Origin of the sequence: Baekduia alba (genome assembly GCF_028416635.1) — a bacterium.
Lineage (GTDB): Bacteria > Actinomycetota > Thermoleophilia > Solirubrobacterales > Solirubrobacteraceae > Baekduia > Baekduia alba.
Genome location: NZ_CP114013.1, coordinates 1 through 19,321 on the forward strand (window position 1 = coordinate 1; position 19,321 = coordinate 19,321).

The 19,321-nt window shown below is 71.7% G+C and carries 15 protein-coding genes; 11 read left to right on the plus strand and 4 right to left on the minus strand.

All coding sequences use genetic code 11. The features are described from left to right. From dnaA to gyrA, 6 genes are all read left to right on the plus strand, one after another. Nucleotides 1–1,407: a chromosomal replication initiator protein DnaA gene (dnaA, locus tag DSM104299_RS00005; RefSeq protein ID WP_272475222.1), complete on the plus strand. Its 1,407-nt coding sequence runs from the start codon at nt 1–3 to the stop codon at nt 1,405–1,407. Nucleotides 1,408–1,533: 126 nt separating this feature from the next. Then, nucleotides 1,534–2,661, plus strand: a complete 1,128-nt coding sequence (dnaN, locus tag DSM104299_RS00010; RefSeq protein WP_272475223.1) for a DNA polymerase III subunit beta — start codon at nt 1,534–1,536, stop codon at nt 2,659–2,661. A 10-nt stretch (nt 2,662–2,671) separates the two neighbouring features. After that, a complete protein-coding gene (gene recF / locus DSM104299_RS00015) occupies nt 2,672–3,802 on the plus strand; it encodes a DNA replication/repair protein RecF (protein ID WP_272475224.1) in 1,131 nt (376 codons plus the stop codon). Then, nucleotides 3,802–4,122: a DUF721 domain-containing protein gene (locus DSM104299_RS00020; RefSeq protein ID WP_272475225.1), complete on the plus strand. Its 321-nt coding sequence runs from the start codon at nt 3,802–3,804 to the stop codon at nt 4,120–4,122. The genes recF and DSM104299_RS00020 overlap by 1 nt, the downstream gene beginning before the upstream one ends. 155 nt (nt 4,123–4,277) lie before the next feature. After that, nucleotides 4,278–6,713 (plus strand): DNA topoisomerase (ATP-hydrolyzing) subunit B, encoded by a 2,436-nt coding sequence (gene gyrB, locus DSM104299_RS00025; protein ID WP_272475226.1) that lies wholly within the window; start codon nt 4,278–4,280, stop codon nt 6,711–6,713. Between the two features lie 31 nt (nt 6,714–6,744). After that, nucleotides 6,745–9,351 carry a DNA gyrase subunit A gene (gene gyrA / locus DSM104299_RS00030; RefSeq protein ID WP_272475227.1) on the plus strand — a complete coding sequence of 869 codons (2,607 nt, stop codon included), beginning with the start codon at nt 6,745–6,747 and terminating at the stop codon, nt 9,349–9,351. 747 nt (nt 9,352–10,098) lie between these two features. On the opposite strand, the gene DSM104299_RS00035 is transcribed toward gyrA, so the two are convergent. The 4 genes from DSM104299_RS00035 to DSM104299_RS00050 form a co-directional block, all read right to left on the minus strand. Further along, on the minus strand, nt 10,099–10,593 hold the full coding sequence (locus DSM104299_RS00035; protein WP_272475228.1) for an HNH endonuclease: 495 nt from the start codon (nt 10,591–10,593) through the stop codon (nt 10,099–10,101). A gap of 189 nt (nt 10,594–10,782) precedes the next feature. Beyond that, nucleotides 10,783–11,649 carry a prephenate dehydratase gene (pheA, locus tag DSM104299_RS00040; protein ID WP_272475229.1) on the minus strand — a complete coding sequence of 289 codons (867 nt, stop codon included), beginning with the start codon at nt 11,647–11,649 and terminating at the stop codon, nt 10,783–10,785. After that, on the minus strand, nt 11,646–12,167 hold the full coding sequence (locus DSM104299_RS00045) for a DUF4446 family protein (RefSeq protein WP_272475230.1): 522 nt from the start codon (nt 12,165–12,167) through the stop codon (nt 11,646–11,648). The genes pheA and DSM104299_RS00045 overlap by 4 nt, the downstream gene beginning before the upstream one ends. A 48-nt stretch (nt 12,168–12,215) precedes the next feature. Continuing rightward, on the minus strand, nt 12,216–13,343 hold the full coding sequence (locus tag DSM104299_RS00050; protein ID WP_272475231.1) for a hypothetical protein: 1,128 nt from the start codon (nt 13,341–13,343) through the stop codon (nt 12,216–12,218). Nucleotides 13,344–13,463: 120 nt separating this feature from the next. On the opposite strand from DSM104299_RS00050, the gene DSM104299_RS00055 reads away from it, so the two are divergent. From DSM104299_RS00055 to DSM104299_RS00075, 5 genes are read left to right on the plus strand one after another with little or no spacing between them, the layout of a single operon-like run. Continuing rightward, a complete protein-coding gene (locus DSM104299_RS00055; RefSeq protein ID WP_272475232.1) occupies nt 13,464–15,245 on the plus strand; it encodes a serine/threonine-protein kinase in 1,782 nt (593 codons plus the stop codon). Nucleotides 15,246–15,300: 55 nt separating this feature from the next. Continuing rightward, complete coding sequence (locus DSM104299_RS00060; protein WP_272475233.1) at nt 15,301–16,098, plus strand: FHA domain-containing protein; 798 nt, start codon at nt 15,301–15,303, stop codon at nt 16,096–16,098. 3 nt (nt 16,099–16,101) lie between these two features. Further along, nucleotides 16,102–16,611, plus strand: a complete 510-nt coding sequence (locus DSM104299_RS00065; protein ID WP_272475234.1) for an FHA domain-containing protein — start codon at nt 16,102–16,104, stop codon at nt 16,609–16,611. Between the two features lie 6 nt (nt 16,612–16,617). Continuing rightward, the gene (locus DSM104299_RS00070) at nt 16,618–17,862 is read left to right on the plus strand and encodes a Stp1/IreP family PP2C-type Ser/Thr phosphatase (protein WP_272475235.1); all 1,245 of its coding nucleotides are present in this window, start codon (nt 16,618–16,620) and stop codon (nt 17,860–17,862) included. A gap of 40 nt (nt 17,863–17,902) precedes the next feature. Then, nucleotides 17,903–19,267 carry an FtsW/RodA/SpoVE family cell cycle protein gene (locus tag DSM104299_RS00075; RefSeq protein WP_272475236.1) on the plus strand — a complete coding sequence of 455 codons (1,365 nt, stop codon included), beginning with the start codon at nt 17,903–17,905 and terminating at the stop codon, nt 19,265–19,267. Nucleotides 19,268–19,321 lie beyond the last annotated feature (54 nt).

Below are 19,321 nucleotides of genomic sequence, written 5' to 3' on the forward strand. Positions count from 1 at the left end.
GTGACGCCGGACCCTGCCCCCATCTGGACCCGCCTGCAGGCGGAGCTTCGACGCAGGGTCCCGGACGCCACGTACGACATCTGGCTCGCCCCGCTGGCCTGGGGCGGGCTGGAGCACGACGACCGCGTCGTGCTGCTCGCGCCCGCCGACGTGCGCGACTGGGTCGGCCAGCGGTTCGCCGCGGTGATCGAGGAGGCAGCGCGCACGCTGCTGGGCGCCGGCGCGACGGTCGAGCTGCGCGACGTGTCCGCCGCGGGCGCGACGCCCTCCCCGTCCGCGGGCGCCCCACCCTCCAAGGCGTTCACGCGCGACGAGCCGGTCGCCGCGCTCTTCGACGACGCGGTCTCGCGGCTGAACCCGAAGTACACGTTCGAGCAGTTCGTCATCGGCGACGCCAACCGCTTCGCCCACGCCGCGGCGCTCGCGGTCGCCGAGCTCCCGGGCCAGGCCTACAACCCGCTCTTCATCGTCGGCCCGCCCGGCGTCGGCAAGACCCACCTGCTGCACTCGATCGGCAACTACGTGCGCGCGTACGGCGGCGGCCTCGCGGTGCGCTACACGACCGTCGAGCGCTTCACGAACGAGTTCCTGGAGGCCCTCAAGGCCCGGGACGTCGACGCCTTCAAGCACCGCTATCGCCGCAACGACGTCCTGCTGATCGACGACGTGCAGTTCCTCGAGTCCAAGGTCAAGACCGAGGAGGAGTTCTTCCACACCTTCAACGCACTGCACGAGACCGGCAGCCAGCTGGTCCTGACGTCGGACCGCCCGCCGCGCGACATGGCGGCGCTCGAGGACCGGCTGCGCCAGCGCTTCGAGTCCGGCCTGCTCGTCGACATCCGCGAGCCCGACCCGGCCACGCGCCTCACGGTGCTGCGCAAGCGCGCGCACCACGACGGCATCGAGCTCGCCGATCCCGCGGTCCTGGAGCTCATCGCCGCGCGCGTCACCGACAACCTCCGGTCGCTCGAGGCCGCGCTGATCCGCGTCGTCGCCTACGCGTCGCTGACCGACAAGGCGATCGACGCCGCGCTGGCCGACGAGGTGCTGACCCAGCTCTACGGCCGCCAGCAGGAGCGCGCGATCGCCGCCGGCGGGCCCGAGACGGTCGACCGCATCCAGGACCTCGTCGCCGAGACCTTCGGGCTCACGCGCGAGGAGCTGCTCTCGCCCTCCCGTGCCGCGCGCGTCGCCTGGCCCCGCCAGGTGGCGATGTACCTCGCGCGCGAGCACACGCACGAGACGCTGCCCGCGATCGGGCGGCGCTTCGGCGGCCGCGACCACTCCACCGTCCTCCACGCGTGCAAGCGTGCCGTGGCGCGCCTCGGCACCGACCCGGACGCCTACGACGCCGTGACGCGCATCACCGCCCGTCTGACCGATCCCGGCCGGGGCGACGCGGTTTGACCGGCGCTGTTGACAGACTCCGTCGGCTTCTGTGCGCGAAAACCCCGCAACGTCCGGTCATCTCAGCGGCTGTCCACAGATCAACAGCCACTATGACTCCTGAAACTCTCTCCTAAGGTCTTCATCGTGAAGCTTTCCGTCGCGAGCGCCGATCTGCTCGCACAGCTGCAGTCCGTGTCCCGCGTCGCGTCCACGCGCTCCGCCGTCCAGGCCCTGTCCGGCGTGCAGCTGGCTGCGACCGCCGATGGCGTCGAGCTGCGCGCGACCGACATGGAGATCGCGCTCCGCGTCCCGCTCACCGCCGAGGTCCAGCGCGAGGGCACCGTGGTCCTGCCGGCGCGCCTCCTGCTCGACGTCGCGCGGTCGCTGCCCAAGAACGCCGACCGCGTCGAGCTCGAGCTGCGGCCCGAGCAGCAGGACGTCGAGGTCGTGGCCGGCCACGCGAAGTTCCACCTGCGCACGCTGCGCGCCGAGGACTTCCCGCCGCTGCCCGGGGTCGGTGGGTCCGATAGCGACGACACCGTCGTCGACGTCCCCGCGCACGCGTTCGTGGACACGATCGAGATGGTGTCCAAGTCGGCGTCGCGGGACGAGACGCGGCCGATCCTGACGGGCATCCTGGTGTCGGCCTCCGGGTCGGAGCTGCGGATGGTCGCCACGGACTCCTACCGGCTCAGCGTCAAGGAGACCAAGCTCGAGGTGCCGCTGGACCCGGGCTTCGAGGCCAACGTGCCGGCCCGCGCGCTGGACGAGCTGCGCTCGGTCGTCGGCAACACCGGCGCCGACGTCATCCGGATCGGCGTGCGCTCCAACCAGGTCGTGTTCGAGGTCGGCGGCGCCGTCCTGTCCTCGCGGCTGATCGACGGCCAGTTCCCGAACTACAACCAGCTGATCCCCGACGGCTACGAGCACCAGCTGCGGATCAGCGGCGAGGAGCTCGGGGACGTCGTCAAGCGCATCTCGCTGATGGCGCAGAAGAACGCTCCGCTGCGGCTGGCCTTCGGCGACGGCGAGCTGACGGTGTCTGCGCAGACGCCGGATGTCGGCGAGGCCTCCGAGCCGCTGCCGGTGCCGTTCGCCGGCGAGCCGTTCGAGATCGGGTTCAACCCGGAGTTCCTGCGCGACGGCCTGGACAGCGTCGGGTCCGACGACCTCATCCTCAAGCTCATCAGCCCCCTGCGGCCCGGCCTGATCGAGGGCGCCGACGAGAGCGGCTTCCTCTACCTGATCATGCCGATCCGCCTCAACGTGTAGGGCTTGGTCCGTGCGCGTCGAGCGCCTCCGTCTGCGGGACTTCCGCACCTACGCGGCAGCCGACGTCGCGATCGGGCCGGGGCTGACGGTGCTGCACGGCCCCAACGGCGCGGGCAAGACCAACATGTTGGAGGCGTTGTACTTCGGCTGCACGTCGCGGTCGTGCCGGACGGGCAACGAGCGCGAGATGGTGCGCTTCGACGCGCCGGCGGCGCGGGTCGAGGTCGACACGCGCGACCGCGACGGTGACGCGCACACGCTGTCGGTGGGCTTCCAGCCCGGTGAGGCCAAGCGCCTGAAGGTCGACGGCGCGCCCGTCGAGCGGCTGACCGACTCGCCGGCCCGGCCGCTGGTGAGCGTCTTCCTCCCCGATCGGCTGGAGCTCGTGAAGGGCGCTCCGGCGGGCCGCCGCGCGCATCTGGACCAGGTCGTCGCCGCGCTGTGGCCGGGCCGGGCGGGCAACCGCGCGCAGTACTCGCGGGTGCTGGCGCAGCGCAACGCGCTCCTGGGCCGGGTGCGCGGCGGCCGGGTCGACGAGGGCGCGCTGGACGCGTGGGACGCCGAGCTCGCGCGCTGGGGCATCGCGCTGCGCGACGATCGCGCCGCGGCCGTCGAGCGCGTGGGCGCGCGGTTCCCGGAGCTGGCGAGCGAGTTGGGGCTCAACGGCGCGGCGGAGGTCCGGTACCGCCCGCGCTCGCGCGCCGACGACGCTGAGGCCCTCGTGTCCGAGCTGCGCGAGCGGCGGGCGTCGGATCTGGAGCGCGGCTTCTCTCAGCACGGGCCGCACCGCGACGACCTCGTCCTGGTGCGCGACGGGCGCGAGCTCAAGGCCTATGGGTCGCAGGGCGAGCAGCGGCTGGCGCTGCTGGCGCTCCTGCTGGCCGAGCGCGCTGAGCTTGCCGACGAGCGCGGTGCTCCCCCGCTCATGCTGCTCGACGACGTCATGAGCGAGTTGGACGCCGACCGGCGCGGGCTGCTCGTCGCGCGCCTGGACGACGGCGGCCAGGCCGTGGTCACGACGACGGACCTCGCGCACGTCCCGGGCGGCGGCGCGCCGGACGTGGCGCGCCTGAAGGTCTCCCCCGGTGGCGCGGTCCTCCAGGAGGCGTCGCCCGAGTCGTCGTCGGAGGCGGCGGCCTGATGGCCCGTCGCGCCCCGCGGCCGCTCGGGAAGTCGATCGCGGCGCTCACGGAGCAGCTCGCGCCGCGGACGACGCTCGCCGACGCGCAGCGCGCGTGGCCCGCGGCGGCCGGCGCGATGATGGCGAAGTACGCGATGCCGACCGCGGAGCGCGGCGGAACACTGACGATCACCTGCCGGTCGTCGACGTGGGCCCAGGAGCTCGATCTGATGGCTCCGGAGCTCGTCGCCAAGCTCAACGGGCTGATCGGCGAAGGGCGCATAACCGCGCTCCGGTGCGTTGCCACGCAGTCCCGCTCCTGGGCGGTCGCGGAGACGTAACAGTTTTGTGCGTATTTGCAGGCTTTTTGAGGGCCGTCAACCGGCGGGTCTGACGGGTCGCTGTGCTATCCTGTGGATAACTACTTTGACGCCCCGGTCGGGCTCGACCGAGCCCGGGAACGGGGCGTATCTGCGTCAGGAGACGCAGTCTTCTTATGGCGAACGAGAACGGCAAGCAGAAGAATGCGCGCCAGGGCTCGGCCGCCTACGACGCCCAGGACATCACCGTCCTCGAGGGCCTCGAGGCGGTCCGCAAGCGTCCGGGCATGTACATCGGGTCGACGGGCATCCGCGGCCTGCATCACCTGGTCTACGAGGTGGTGGACAACTCGGTCGACGAGGCCCTGGCCGGCTTCGGCGGTCGGGTGGACGTCACCATCCACCCCGACAACAGCGTCACCGTGACGGACGAGGGCCGCGGCATCCCTGTCGGCATCGTCGAGAAGGAGGGCCGCCCCGCGGTCGAGGTCGTCCTGACCGTGCTCCACGCCGGTGGCAAGTTCGGCGACGGCGGCGGCTACAAGGTGTCCGGCGGCCTGCACGGCGTGGGCGTCTCGGTGGTCAACGCGCTGTCGGAGACCCTGAAGGTCGACGTCCGCGTCGAGGGCTTCCACTGGAGCCAGGAGTTCGACCGCGGCAAGCCGCGCTACGACCTGACCAAGGGCGAGCCGATGGGCAAGGACGAGTCGACCGGCACGACGATCACCTACCTGCCGGACGCCGAGGTCTTCGAGACGCTCGAGCACGAGTTCAACGTGCTGGAGCAGCGCCTGCGCGAGACGGCGTACCTGACCCGCGGCCTGGCGATCTCGCTCACCGACGAGCGCGCCGGCGGCAAGAAGGTCGAGTTCCACTTCGAGGGCGGCATCGAGGACTTCGTCTCGTACATGAACGAGAACAAGGAGCCGCTCGGCAAGAAGGTCATCTACTTCGACGGCGAGTCCGACGAGGGCTACGTCGAGCTGGCCCTGCAGTGGAACGGCTCCTACCAGGAGTCGGTCTTCTCGTTCGCCAACAACATCAACACGCACGAGGGCGGCTCGCACCTCTCCGGCTTCCGCTCTGCGCTGACGCGCACCGTCAACCGCTACGCGCGGGAGAAGGGCGAGCTCAAGGAGAAGGACGACAACCTGTCGGGGGAGGACATCCGCGAGGGTCTCACCGCCGTCATCTCCGCCAAGCTGAGCGACCCGCAGTTCGAGGGCCAGACGAAGACCAAACTCGGCAACCCGGGCATGGAGGGCTTCGTCGCCAACGTCGTCAACACCAAGCTCGCGGAGTTCCTGGAGGAGAACCCGGGCGAGGCGCGCGGGATCATCCGCAAGGCCGTCCAGGCCTCCCAGGCCCGGGCCGCGGCGCGCAAGGCGCGCGACCTGACGCGGCGCAAGAGCGCGCTGGAGAACTCGCCGCTGCCCGGCAAGCTCGCCGACTGCTCCGTCAAGGACCCGGCGCTGACCGAGATCTTCGTGGTCGAGGGCGACTCCGCGGGTGGCTCAGCCAAGCAGGGCCGTGACCGCAACACCCAGGCGGTGCTCCCGCTGCGCGGCAAGATCCTCAACGTGGAGAAGGCGCGGATCGACCGGGTCCTCAAGAACAACGAGATCCAGGCGCTGATCACGGCGCTCGGCACGGGGATCCGCGACGAGTTCGACATCGAGAAGGCGCGCTACCACAAGATCGTGCTGATGACGGACGCCGACGTCGACGGCGCGCACATCCGCACGCTCGTCCTGACGCTGCTGTTCCGCGAGATGCCCGAGCTGATCGAGGCCGGCTACATCTACATCGCCAAGCCGCCGTTGTACAAGCTCAAGCAGGGCCGCAACGAGCGCTACATCGAGAAGGAGTCCGAGTTGGAGGACGTCCTCCTCTCCGACAAGCTGGAGAAGATCGCCGTGCACGACCGCGCGGGCACCGAGTTCAAGCTCACCGAGGCGCGCTGGCAGCGCTACACGCGGCTGCTGAAGCAGTTCGAGGGCTGGGCGTCGTCGCTGCGGGCCGAGTACGGCCACGAGGCCGTCCGCTTCCTCGGCGAGGCCGGGCTGCTCGACGACCAGGCCACGGACCTCCCGGCGGTCGTCGCGTCGCTGGAGAAGAACGACGAGTCGCGCCCGCACACGACGCACGTCGTCACGTCCGACGACGAGGTGCTCGTGATCAAGGCGATCGAGCGCAAGACCGGGCTGGCCCAGACGCACCGCCTGCCGCGGTCGCTGTTCGAGTCCAACGACTACGTCCAGTTCATCAAGGTCAACGCCCAGCTCGTCGACCTCGCCGGCGCGCCGCCGTTCAGCGTCGCGCTGGCCGACAAGTCCGATCAGGCGTACTCGTTCGAGGCGCTGCGGACCGCGGTGCTCGAGGTCGCGCGGCGCGGCATCAACGTCCAGCGCTTCAAGGGCCTGGGCGAGATGAACGCCGACCAGCTGCGCGAGACCACGATGGACCCGGCCACCCGCACCCTGCAGCAGGTGAGCGTCGAGGACGCCGCCGAGGCGGACCGGTTGTTCACCATGTTGATGGGCGACGTCGTAGAGCCCCGCCGCGAGTTCATCGAGCAGAACGCTCGCGCGGTCGTGAACCTCGACGTCTGATGATCCACGTTGTTGAAGGAGTTGAGGCCTGATGGCCACTGACGTCATCGGCGGCGGCAACATCGAGCCGCGCGCCCTCGAAGACGAGATGCGGACGGCGTACCTGGACTACGCCATGTCCGTCATCGTCGGGCGCGCGCTGCCCGACGTCCGCGACGGCCTGAAGCCCGTCCACCGCCGCGTGCTGTTCTCCATGAGCGAGAGCGGCCTCGGCCCGACCCGCCCGTACGTCAAGTGCGCGCGCATCGTCGGCGACGTGATGGGCAAGTACCACCCGCACGGCGACTCGGCGATCTACGACACGCTCGTCCGGCTGGCGCAGGACTTCTCGATGCGCCACCAGCTCGTCGACGGCCAGGGCAACTTCGGCTCGGTCGACGACGACCCGGCCGCGGCCATGCGGTACACGGAGGCGCGCCTGACCCGCCTCGCCATGGAGATGCTGCGCGACATCGACATGGACACGGTGGACTTCGTCCCCAACTACGACGGCCAGAACCAGGAGCCCGTCGTCCTGCCGTCGCGGTACCCGAACCTGCTCGTCAACGGCGGCACCGGCATCGCGGTCGGCATGGCCACGAACATCCCGCCGCACAACCTGCGCGAGGTCATCGACGCGACGGTCGCGTTCATCGACAACCCGGCGTTGACGACCGAGGAGCTGCAGCAGCACCTGAAGGGGCCGGACTTCCCGACGGGCGGCATCATCATGGGCGCCGCGGGCATCCGCGACGCCTACGAGACCGGCCGCGGCCGCGTGCGCGTGCGCGCCCGCGCCCACATCGAGGAGATCCACCAGGGCAAGGAGGCGATCATCGTCACCGAGCTGCCCTACGCGGTGAAGAAGGGCGGCGACACCGGCCTCATCACCAAGATCGCCGAGCTCGTGCGCGAGAAGAAGATCCCCGAGATCTCCGACCTGCGCGACGAGACCGACCGGCGCGGCATGCGCCTGGTGATCGAGCTCAAGCGCGCCGTCAACCCCAAGGTGGTGCTGAACAAGCTCTACAAGCACACCCCGATGCAGTCGACGTTCGGCGTCAACATGGTGGCCTTGGTCGACGGCGTGCCGCGCACGCTGTCGCTGATCGAGGTGCTCCAGGCCTACGTCGCGCACCAGCGCGAGGTCGTCGTCCGCCGCGCGAAGTTCGAGCTGGCGCAGAAGGAGGCGCGCGCGCACGTCCTCGAGGGCCTGCTCATCGCGCTGGACAACCTCGACGCCGTCATCGAGGTCATCCGCCGGTCGCCCAACCGCGAGGCCGCGCGCGAGGAGCTGGTCGCGCAGTTCGAGCTGTCGCAGATCCAGGCCTCCGCGATCCTCGACCTGCGCCTGTCGCAGCTGACCGCGCTGGAGAGCGACGCGATCAAGCAGGAGCACGCCGACGTCATGGAGCGCATCCGCGAGCTGCGTGACCTCCTCGGCGACGAGGGCAACGTCCTGGCCCTGATCAAGGAGGAGATGCTCGAGATCGCCGATCGGTTCCAGGACGAGCGCCGCACGACGATCGCGCCGTCCGAGGACGAGCTCGACATCGAGGACCTGATCGCCGACCAGCAGATGGTGATCACCATCACCAAGTCGGGGTACATCAAGCGCGTGCCGCTGGCGACGTACCGCCAGCAGCGGCGCGGCGGCGTGGGCATCAACGCCATGGACCTGAAGGACGGCGACTACATCGAGCACCTCTTCGTGTCGTCCACGCACGACTTCCTGCTGTTCTTCACCAACCGGGGCAAGGTGTACCGGTCGAAGGTGTACGAGCTGCCGGAGGGTCAGCGGACCGCGAAGGGCCGCGCGCTCGTCAACATCCTGCCGCTGCGCGAGAACGAGCGGGTGCAGTCGGTCCTGTCGACGCGCGACTTCTCCGAGTCGCCGTTCCTCGTCTTCGCGACGCGCAAGGGCGTGGTCAAGAAGACCGAGTTCCAGGCCTACAACACGCCGATCAAGGCCGACGGCATCATCGCGATCAAGATCCGCGACGACGACGAGCTGCTCGACGTCCGCCGGGTCGACGAGGGCGACGAGGTCATGATGGTGTCCAAGGCGGGCCTCGCGGTCCGCTTCGAGGAGGGCCAGGCGCGCGCGATGGGCCGCGACACCGGCGGCGTGCGCGGCATGGACGTCGGCGACGACGGCGAGGTCATCGCCATGGACGTCGCGCGCGACGACATGGAGCTGCTGGTCGTCACCGAGGCCGGCTACGGCAAGCGGACGAAGATCGACCAGTACCGCAAGACGTCGCGCGGCGCCAAGGGCGTGCTGACGATCAAGCTCACCGAGGCCAAGGGCGGCCTCGCGGGTGCGCTGGTCGTGCGGCCGCACCAGGAGCTCGTGTTCATCTCGCAGAACGGGCTGATCCAGCGAACGGGCGTCAAGGGCATCTCGCAGCAGGGCCGCTCGGCCACCGGCGTCCGGGTCATGAACCCGCGCGACGGCGACCAGGTGAGCGCCGTGGCGCTGATCGTGGAGTCCGAGGACGAAGAGGGCACGCCGACGCTGGACGTCGAAGGCGCCGAGGTCGAGGTGGTGCCCGAGCCGGGCGACGCCGCGGTCGCGGAGATCGCCGAGGAGCTGGCCGAAGGCGACGCGGAGGCCGACGAGGACGCGTCCGAGGAGCCCGACGAGTCCGCCTCTTGACCGCGGGTCCCGGCGACCGGTTTTGGTCGTCGGGAGGTGGTGCTACATTGGCGCTACCAGAGAAAGGAGGTGGTCCGAATATCTAGTTCTAGTACTTGCGGGACCCTGGAGGTGGCCGGCCGCTAGATCGGTCGGGCTGGAGTAACGATCCAGCGAATCCACGCCGGGCCACCCCCGATCTGCGATGCCGGAAGTCGTCCCTCCGGCCGCTCAGACCAGTCGCGGAGCGGGCTAGTCCAGTCCAGTGGTTGTACGAAGGGCGCCGGGAGCTTTCCCGGCGTCCTTCGTCATTTAAGGGACGCGTGCTTTGTCGTGGCTGGTCGGCGGGGTCCGACACGCTCGTTTCCGTGCTCCGCTGCGCGCTCAGTGGGTGCGGTGTGGGGCGCTGTCGGCCAGCCGGCTGTGTTCGGTGCCCGGGCCCGGTGGCCCCGAACGCCGCGCTTGAGCCGCTCCGCACGGACGACGACGTGTCGGACCCCCGCTACGCCCACACGTCTCGCATGGCTCCGCGCCTCCAATGCGTCGCGCCGCCGGGCGCTGCCGGCGTCGTGGAGGGGTGCTTCGGCGGGTCTCGGTCTCCGCCCGCCCCGTCGCGCTGCGGCGCGCCGTCCCCGCTCCGCTCCGCCGCGCGTCGCGCCCCGGCGAGGGAGCTGTCGCCGTCTCACCGGCGGCGGTCGGCGTAGCGGAGCCCGGAAACGAGCGTGTCGATACCTCCGCCGACCAACGACGCCGGTGCCGATGGACCAGCTAGGCCGCTTCAGGCAGCCATTGGCGCCAGGCGGCGGGGATGGTGGGTGTGGCGACGTGGATGAAGACGTGGGCCTGGGGGATCGAGGGGGTTCGCTTGGGATGCATGCCGGCCTTGTCGGGGAGGTGGTCGGCTTTGCGGCGGTTGCAGGGAGCGCAGGAGGCGACGATGTTGTCCCAGGTCGAGCCGCCGCCTTTGGAGCGGGGGATCACGTGGTCGACGGTCAGGTTGCTGCGGGAGCCGCAGTACTGGCAGGTCCAGTTGTCGCGGGCGAAGACCGCACGGCGGGTGATCTTGCGGCGGTGGGTGTCGCGGGGGACGACGATGTAGGTCATCAGGCGGATGACGACCGGCCGTGACATCGAGGCGCGCTCGGAGCGCAGCTCCCATGTCGCGTGGTCGACGACCTCGGCCTTCGCCTTCAGCAGGAGGACGACCGCGCGTCTGACGGTGCAGACGTTGATGGGCTCATACGACGCGTTGAGGACGAGCACCCGACCACCGTCCCGTCCACGTCGCCGGTGCTCGTCGGGCGACGTGGACCTCGTCATGTGTGGTGGCGTGAGCTGTGACATCGGGGCGGTGCTCCAGGCGGAACCGTACCACCCAGGAGAGCGGAAAATGCCTGGTTCGAACCCTTTGGTGACAGAGTGGCAACACCTGCGGCGCGGCGCCGCTCAGGGCTACCGGACGGCGCGCGGGTACGAGCCGAGGACGCGGACGACCTCGGCGTGGACGTGCACGCGCTCGATCGCCTCGGCGACGTTCGGGTCGGCGGCGTCGCCCTCGAGGTCGACGAAGAACAGGTAGTGGCCGAGCTGGCGCTTCAGCGGCCGCGACTCGATCCGCGTCAGGTTGATCCCCCGGAACGCGAGCTCCGACAGGCAGCGGACGAGCCAGCCCGGCGACGCGTCGCCGGCCCCGTGGAAGGCGATCGACGTCTTCGGCGCGCCGAGCCGGACGTCGGCGGCGGGCACGGCGCCGGCGAACGGATCGCGCCCCGTCGCCGCCACCCAGAGGAAGCGCGTCTCGTTGCCGTGCTCGTCCTCGATGCCCTCGGCCAGCACCGCGCAGCCGTACAGCCCGGCGGCCGTGACGGTCCCGATCGCCGCCCAGGGCTCGTCGCTCTCCGACACGATCCGGACCGCCTCGGCCGTCGAGGTCGCGGCGATCGCGCGGCGCCCCGGCAGGTTGTCGGCCAGCCAGCGGCGGCACTGGCCCAGCGGCTGGGGATGCGACACCACCGCGTCGACGGCGCCCACCGCGACGCCCTCCCGCGCGATCAGCGCGTGGGTCACCGGCAGCACCTCCTCCCCCACGATGCTCACGCCGGGCGCGTCGAACGCGAGCGTGTCGAGCGAGGCGTTCACGCCGCCTTCCAGCGAGTTCTCGATCGGGACGAGCGCCGCGTCGACGTCGCCGCGCTCGGCGGCCAGGACCGTGTCGCGCTCGGTCGCCAACGGCACGACCTTGGCGCCCGCCGAGCGCCACGACGCCGACAGCGCCGCGTGCGTGAAGGTCCCCGCCGGACCGAGGCAGCCCAGCCTCATGGCAGGCGGGGCGGCTCGGGCGGCGGCTCGCCGGCCAGCGCCACGCGGACCGCCTCGATCTCCTCGGGCGACAGCGGGTACTCCGGCTCGCCGTTGACCACGTGCTTGACGTACAGCCGCGCCTGGTCGCGGTGGTGGATGCTCGAGAGCACGATCCCGGACTGCTCGGCGTCCAGCAGCGCGATTGCGACCGACTGCTGGCCCGACATCTCGTTGTAGGCGTCGAACCGCACCAGGCCGCGGAACGCGATCCCGCGGTCCAGCCGGTCCTCGGCGGTGCCGAGCCGGCCGTCCAGCCGCGCCGCGACGTCGCCGACGTAGGCGTGCAGCGACCGGAACTCCTGCTCGAGGCGCGCGGCGTGCCCGATCAGGTCGTCGGTCGGCCCCGCGCCGAGCAGCACGCGCTGGTCGGCGCGCAGCCGCCGCAGCCGCACGAACGCGACGACGGCCACGATCAGCGCCGCCAGCGCCACCGCGCAGCCGGCGAGCGCGACGATCCCCGCGGTCGAGCTATCCACGCCCTCGACGCTACTAGGCGCGCCGCCCGGAACGCGCCGTCGCGCGCCCTAGTTGAAGAGGACGGTGTACGTCGCGTTGTTGTTGTCGGTCTTCTGCTCGCCGTTGACCGGCTTGATCGAGACCGTCATCGTCGTCGACGAGCCCTTGGGCGGCACCGTCGGCAGGTTGATCGTCACCGCGGCCTGCGTCCCGGCCTTCGTCTGGTTCAGCCGCTTGTTGACCGAGATCGGCTTGGGCCCGCCGGTGATCTTCACGTTGATCGTGACGTTGGTCTCGTCGTTCTCGCCCTGGTTGGCGTAGGTGACCTCGACCGGCAGCGGCGCCTTGGACGGCACGCGGTTGATCGCGGTGCCGGGCTGCAGGGTGACGCCGTTGGCCTTCGTCTGGACCAGGCCGTGGCCGTGGGTGCCCGGCTTGGGCGCGCCGGTCCCGGTCGAGCCGGAGCCGTCGGCGCCGGCGGAGGGGTTGAGCTTCTCGCCGACCTTGCCCGCGTCCAGCCAGCCGATCGACGGCAGGAACTTCGACGCCGGCACGGTCTGGTCGTGGATGTCGTTGTCGTCCAGCGCGTCCTTGATCAGCGGCGCGACGCGCTGCGAGTAGACGACGTCGGAGGCCAGGAACCCCTGCATCTGCCCGGCGATCCGGCGGATCGCCTCCGCCGCGCTGGGCTGGTTGCTGAGCGCCTTGTTGAGCTGCCCGGCGATCTCGGTCACGCCCGCGAGCCGGAAGTTCATGACCATCTCGAAGTCGTGCTGGGCGTCGGCGACGTCGTCCGGCGCGTCCAGCCCCTTCGCGCGCTTGGCGTCCTGCTCGGCCTCGAGCCGGACCTGCTGGACGGCGACCTGCACGTCCTTGTTGCCGCCGCCTCCGCTGAGGACGTCGAACAGCTGTTTGGAGACCGTGCCGTCCGAGCTCTGGACGATCGACGTGACGTCGCGGTTGTAGTCCTTCAGCGCGTTCTTGTGCGCGGTGCTGGAGCAACTCTTGACCGTGATGATCAGCAGCAGCGCGATGACCGCGAGCCCGCCGAACAGCACGAACTGGCGCCGGCGCGCGATGTCCGGCGGCGGCGTGCCGGCGGTCGCGGCGGAGCCGCCGGTGGACGCCGCGCGGCGTGGGCGCGCGGGACGGGTGACTCGAGTGGGCTCGTCGGGCTCGTCGTCGAAGAAGGACACGTCCGCGCTCCAGGCGGGGGCGAATGGGCCAGTATTACCGGTAGGTCGGGCGGGACGCGCCCGGTGCAACTTCGCCGTCGCGCGCAGGGCCCCTTCTTCCCGCGCGGAAGTCCGGAGTCGGTGGAGACCGCCGAGCACCCAACGACGACGACCGCGAGCGGCTCGGACGAGGTCGTCCTGGACCGCTACCGGCTGGTCCGCCGCCTGGGCGGAGGCGGCTTCGGCGTGGTCTGGCTGGCGCACGACCTCAAGCTCGACCGGACCGTCGCGGTCAAGCGGATCCCGGCGCCGGACGCCGACACCGCCAAGCGCGCGCAGCGCGAGGGCGTCGCGGCCGCGCGGCTGCAGCACCCGGCGATCGTGGCGCTGCACGAGGCGGGCAGCGACGACGAGAACGTCTACCTCGTCTCCGAGCTGGTCCGCGGGGCGACGTTCGCGCGGCTGCTCGAGGAGGGGGCGCTGTCGGACCGCGACGTCGTGGAGATCGGGGTCGCGCTGTGCGACGCGCTCGCTCACGCCCACAAGCGCGGGATCATCCACCGCGACGTCAAGCCGCTGAACATCCTCGTCCCGGACACCGCCGGCGACGGCGGGGCGCCCGCGAAGCTGACGGACTTCGGCGTGGCGCGGATCGCCGGCGACGATGCGCTGACGCGGACCGGCGACGTCGTCGGGACGCTCGCCTACATGGCGCCCGAGCAGGCGGAGGGCGCCGAGGTCGGCGCGGAGGCCGACCTCTACGCGCTCGGGCTCTGCCTCTACGAGGGCCTGTCGGGCGTGAACCCGCTGCGGGCGCGCGGCGCGGGCGCGACCGCACGCCGGATCGGGCAGCGCCTGCCGCCGCTGGGCCGCCTGCGCCGCGACCTGCCGCTGGACCTGTGCGCGGCGATCGACCTCGCGGTCTGGCCGCATCCCGACGAGCGCGGGACCCTGACCGACCTGCGCGCCGCGCTGGCCGTCGCGCTGGAGGACGTCGACGACGAGCCCGGCACGATCGCCGGCGGGCCGCTGGAGCCCCTGGCGCCCGTGGCGCCGCCGCACCGGACGAAGCTCGCCGAGCGCGCGCTGGCCGCGGCGCTGGCGGCCGCGATCGCCGGCGCCGCGCTGAAGTGGGGCGCGACGGGCGAGCTGAGCACCGCGGTGGAGCATGCCGCGGGGGCGGGCGGAGACGCCGCGGGCGGTGCGGCCGCGGGCGCCGGCGGAGACGTCGCGCATGGCGCGGCCACCGCAGCCTCCGCCGCGACCGCCGTGCCGCCGGTCGCCCCGCTGACCGGCGCGCTGGCGGTCGCCGTCGCGACGCTCCTGCTCCCGCGCGTCGCTTGGATCGCCATGGCCGCGGTCCTCACCGTCTGGCTCGCGGGCGTCGCGCCCGATCGCGCCTGGCTCGTCGGGGCCGTGGTGCTGCCCGTGCCGCTGCTCCTGCGCCGTTCCGCGCCCGCCACCTGGTCGGTGCCGGCCGTCGCGCCGCTGCTCGCGCTCGGCACCGTCTCCGGCGCCTATCCGGCCCTCGCCGGGCGTGTGGGCAACGTGTGGACGCGCGCGGCGGCAGGCGCGCTCGGCGCGTGGTGCGTCCTGCTCGCCGAGCCGCTGCTGCACCGCACGCTGGTCGTCGGCGCGCCGGGCAACACGGGCGGGACCGATGCGGTCGCCGCGGTCGCCACGGCGCCGGCGGTCGCGCTCGTCGGCCTCTGGGCCGCGGCCGCGGCGGTGCTGCCGCTCGTCGTCCGCGGCCGGATCCTGGCGCTCGACATCGTGGTCGCCTGCGGCTGGGCGGCGGGCCTGGCGGCGGCCTCGCAGGCCGCGATCGGCAGCGCGCCGCGGGGCCTGATCGTCGGCGCGATCGCCGCCGCGGCGCTCGCCGTCGCGCCCCGTGCGTCACTCCGCGTGCGCGAGCCGCGTTGAGCTTGCGTAACCTAGTTCGCCCCCGGCCCCCGCGGGGAAGTGGTCCCCTCACGGCATGAGCGTCCTCCGAAGTCTCGAAGAGAAGATCGCCGGCCTCGTCGAGGGGACGTTCGGCCGTGTCTTCCGCTCGGAGGTCCGGCCGGTCGAGCTGGCCCGCAAGCTGGCGAAGGAGATGGACGAGCACCGCACGGTCTCGGTCTCCCGCACCTACGTCCCGAACGAGTACGTCGTCTGGCTGTCGACCCAGGACCGGGAGCGCTACGAGGGCGTGGAGCAGTCGGTCATCGACGAGCTCGGCGCCTACCTGCTGGAGCACGCGCGCCGCGAGCGCCTCGCGCTGGTCTCCCGGCCGCAGATCGAGTTCCGCACCGACGACCGCCTGTCGCTCGGCGAGTTCGGCATCCAGGCGCGGCTGATCGAGCCGCACGAGCCCAGCGCCGGCCCGGCCGCCGCCTCGGCGCCCGCCCAGCCCGAGGCGCGCCCCGCCGACATGGGTCACACGATGGTCTACTCGACGTCGGCCCGCCATCAGGCCGCGCTCGAGGACGTCGGCTCGGGCACCGGCGCGGCCCGCCGCCGCGCGATCGTCGTGGTCGACGGCAAGCGCCTGCTCGTCCCGCCCGGCGGCGCGGTGATCGGCCGCAGCCGCGAGTGCGACATCGTCGTCGACGACTCCAACGTCTCCCGCCGCCACGCCGAGATCTCGCCCGGCGGCCAGGGCTGGCGCATCCAGGACCTCGGCTCGACCAACGGCGTGCGCGTCAACGGCCGCCAGGTCGACGGCCCGCACCCGCTGGAGTCCGGCGACCGCCTCGAGCTCGGCACCGTCTCCGTCACCTTCGAGGTCGAGTAGCCGATGATCGACCCCGCCTCCGTCGCGCTCAAGTTCGCCTTCCTGGCGGTCCTCTACCTGTTCCTGCTGTGGATCTCGCGCAACGCGCTGAAGGACCTCAAGCGCACGACGGTCCAGACGACGGCCGCGCCGTACGCGGGGGTGGGCGGGCCGCAATCCGACGCCACCGGCATCCACTCCGCCTCGGCGCAGGGCCGCGTGCCGGAGGCCCAGGACCTCGACCCGCGGCTCGTCGTCGAGCGCGCGCCCGGCCACGTGCCGGGCATGGAGTACGAGGTCGGCGACGGCGCGGTGATGGGTCGCGGCGACCAGGCCGAGATCCGGCTCGAGGACCCCTTCGCCTCGTCGCGCCACGCGCGCCTCATCCGCCAGGGCTCGATGATCGTGATCGAGGACATGGGGTCGACCAACGGCACCTACCTCAACGAGGAGCTGCTGTCGGGCCCGCAGCCGCTGCATGCCGGCGACCGCGTGCGCATCGGCGACAGCGAGTTCACCTACATGGACCGCTAGCCGCACATGCTTCGCGTCGCCGACCATGCCGCCCGCACCGACACGGGCCGCGCCCGCTCCGCCAACGAGGACTCCTACTGGGTCCACTCGCCGCTGTTCGTCCTCGCCGACGGGATGGGCGGCGCGCAGGCCGGCGAGGTCGCGTCGCGCACCGCGGTCGACGTCTTCGCCGAGCGCGGCGGCCTGCCCGACGGGCCTGGGACCTACGAGGAGCGCCTCGCGGCCATGGTCGCGGCCGCGAACGTCGAGGTCTACGCCCAGGCGCAGTCCGACGACCAGTTCGCCGGCATGGGGACGACGCTCACCGTCGCCTACGTCGGCGAGGACGACCTCGCGATCGCCCACGTCGGCGACAGCCGCTTCTACGTGCTGCGCGACGGCGACCTGCAGCAGCTCACCGACGACCACTCGCTGGTCGGCGAGCTCGTGCGCCGCGGCCAGATCAGCGCCGAGGAGGCCGAGGACCACCCGCAGCGCTCGATCATCACCCGCGCGCTGGGCATCGAGGGCGAGGTCGTCGTCGACCACTTCTCCTGGCCGGTCCGCGACGGCGACGTCTTCCTGCTGTGCTCCGACGGCCTGACCGGGATGGTGCCGGACGTCAAGGTCGCGGAGATCATCGCCGGGGCCGACACGCTGACGACCGCCGCGCAACGCCTGGTCGCCGCCGCCAACGAGGCCGGCGGGCGCGACAACATCACGGTGGTCCTCTTCCGCGTCGAGGACGTCACGCCGGGCGACGGCGCCGTCGTCGGGCAGAGCACGATGGTCGGCGCGGCAGCGCCCACGGCCGAGGAGGTCCGGGAGGCCGCGGCCACGCGGAGCGCACCGGCGGCGCCCGCCGCGAGCGCCGCCCAGCCCCGTGCCCCGCGCGCGCCGCGCGGCGTGGGTGGGATGGCCTCGGCGCAGGTCCCGAAGAAGCGCCGCCGCTGGGCCCCGTTCGCCAAGGGCTTCGCCGTCGTCGCGGTGATCCTGATCCTGATCGCCTCGGGCGGCTGGATCGCGACCCGCAGCGTGTACTTCGTCGGCACCGACGACGACGGGTTCGTGACGCTCTACTCCGGCCTGCCCTACGCGCTGCCGGGCATCGACCTCTTCTCCACGGAGTTCACGACCGGCGTCCCGGCCGAGGAGCTGTCGCCGCGCGTGCGGGCGACCGTGACCGAGCACAAGCTCCGGTCCCACGACGACGCGGTGGACCTCGTCCGCCAGCTCGAGCGCGGCGAGCTCGCGGGGCAGAACGCTTCGTGAGCGCCCGTCAAGACCTCGTCTTGATGGAGACGGAAACAGCATGAGCGCCCGCAACCGCGAGCTCTTCGCCCTGATCCCGGCCGCGCTGCTGGTCTCGGCGGGCTTCGCCGCCGTCTTCCTGTCGCGCGACGACCTGCTCGGCGGGCTGAGCGGGACCAACGAGGTCTCCAACGCGAGCCTCACCTACGGCGCGATCTTCCTCGGCCTGTGCGTCGCGGCGCACCTCGTCATCCGGCTCACGCTGCCGCGCGCCGACCCGTACCTGTTCCCGCTCGCCGCGCTGCTGGCCAGCTTCGGCCTGGTGATGATCTACCGGATCGACGACGGCCTCGCGCGCCTGCAGGCGCAGTGGTTCGTGATCGGCCTCGGCCTGTTCACCGCGACGATCGTCCTGCTGCGCGACTACCGCAAGCTGGAGCGCTACCGGTACCTGATCGCGATCGGCGGCATCATGCTGCTGCTGCTCCCGCGCGCGTTCACGCCCGTCAACGGGGCGTACCTGTCGATCCAGATCGGCTCGCTGTCGGTCCAGCCGGCGGAGTTCGCAAAGCTCGGGATCGTCGTCTTCCTGGCGAGCTACCTGCGCGACACGCGCCAGCTGCTGGTCACCGCCGGGCGGCGCTTCATGGGCGTGACGATCCCGCCGCTGAAGCACTTCGGGCCGATGCTGGTCGTGTGGGGCACGGCGATGCTGCTGCTGTTCTACATCCGCGACATCGGCTCGTCGGTGATGTTCTTCGGCGCCTTCCTGGCGATGATCTACGTCGCGACCGACCGCCTGTCGTTCGTGGTCGTCGGCATCGTGACGTTCGGGCTGGGCGCCTACCTCGTGGCCGGCCACATCGGCCACATCGCCGACCGCATCGACGCGTGGCAGGACCCGTTCAACCGGACGCTGCTCGACAAGACGTCCGGCGGCAGCTACCAGCTCGCCCAGGGCCTCTGGGCGCAGGCCGACGGCGGCGTCCTGGGCCAGGGCTTCGGCCAGGCGGTGCTGCGCATCGGCGGCGCGAACTGCCCCACCGCGGCGAGCTCGACCGTCAACTGCTCGCTGCTGCCCGCGCCGCACACGGACTTCATCTACGCGGTGATCGTCAACGAGCTCGGCCTCGTCGGCGCGGCCGGGCTGTTGTGCGTGTACCTGCTCGTCGTCCAGCGCGGCTTCAAGATCGCGATGCTGGCGCGCGACTCGTTCAGCAAGCTGCTGGCGACCGGCCTGACCTCGGTCTTCGCGCTCCAGGTCTTCGTGATCGTCGGCGGCGTCACCAAGTTGATCCCCTTGACCGGCGTCACGCTGCCGTTCGTCAGCTACGGCGGGTCGTCGGTGCTGGCCAACTTCGTGCTCCTCGCGCTGTTGTTGATGGTGTCGGATCGCGCTCGCCGCGAGGCGGAGCTGGCGACATGACTCGCGCAGAGCGCTCGCATGTCGTGGCGACAGCTCGCCTGGCGGCTCGCTCTC

What these genes read in the sequence shown, in the direction of transcription:
- DSM104299_RS00060 (WP_272475233.1), top strand. Translation starts at nt 15,301, where the DNA reads ATGAGCGTCCTCCGAAGTCTCGAAGAGAAGATCGCCGGCCTCGTCGAG.
- DSM104299_RS00070 (WP_272475235.1), top strand. Translation starts at nt 16,618, where the DNA reads ATGCTTCGCGTCGCCGACCATGCCGCCCGCACCGACACGGGCCGCGCC.
- DSM104299_RS00065 (WP_272475234.1), top strand. Translation starts at nt 16,102, where the DNA reads ATGATCGACCCCGCCTCCGTCGCGCTCAAGTTCGCCTTCCTGGCGGTC.
- DSM104299_RS00020 (WP_272475225.1), top strand. Translation starts at nt 3,802, where the DNA reads ATGGCCCGTCGCGCCCCGCGGCCGCTCGGGAAGTCGATCGCGGCGCTC.
- gyrA (WP_272475227.1), top strand. Translation starts at nt 6,745, where the DNA reads ATGGCCACTGACGTCATCGGCGGCGGCAACATCGAGCCGCGCGCCCTC.
- DSM104299_RS00075 (WP_272475236.1), top strand. Translation starts at nt 17,903, where the DNA reads ATGAGCGCCCGCAACCGCGAGCTCTTCGCCCTGATCCCGGCCGCGCTG.
- gyrB (WP_272475226.1), top strand. Translation starts at nt 4,278, where the DNA reads ATGGCGAACGAGAACGGCAAGCAGAAGAATGCGCGCCAGGGCTCGGCC.
- pheA (WP_272475229.1), bottom strand. Translation starts at nt 11,649, where the DNA reads ATGAGGCTGGGCTGCCTCGGTCCGGCGGGGACCTTCACGCACGCGGCG.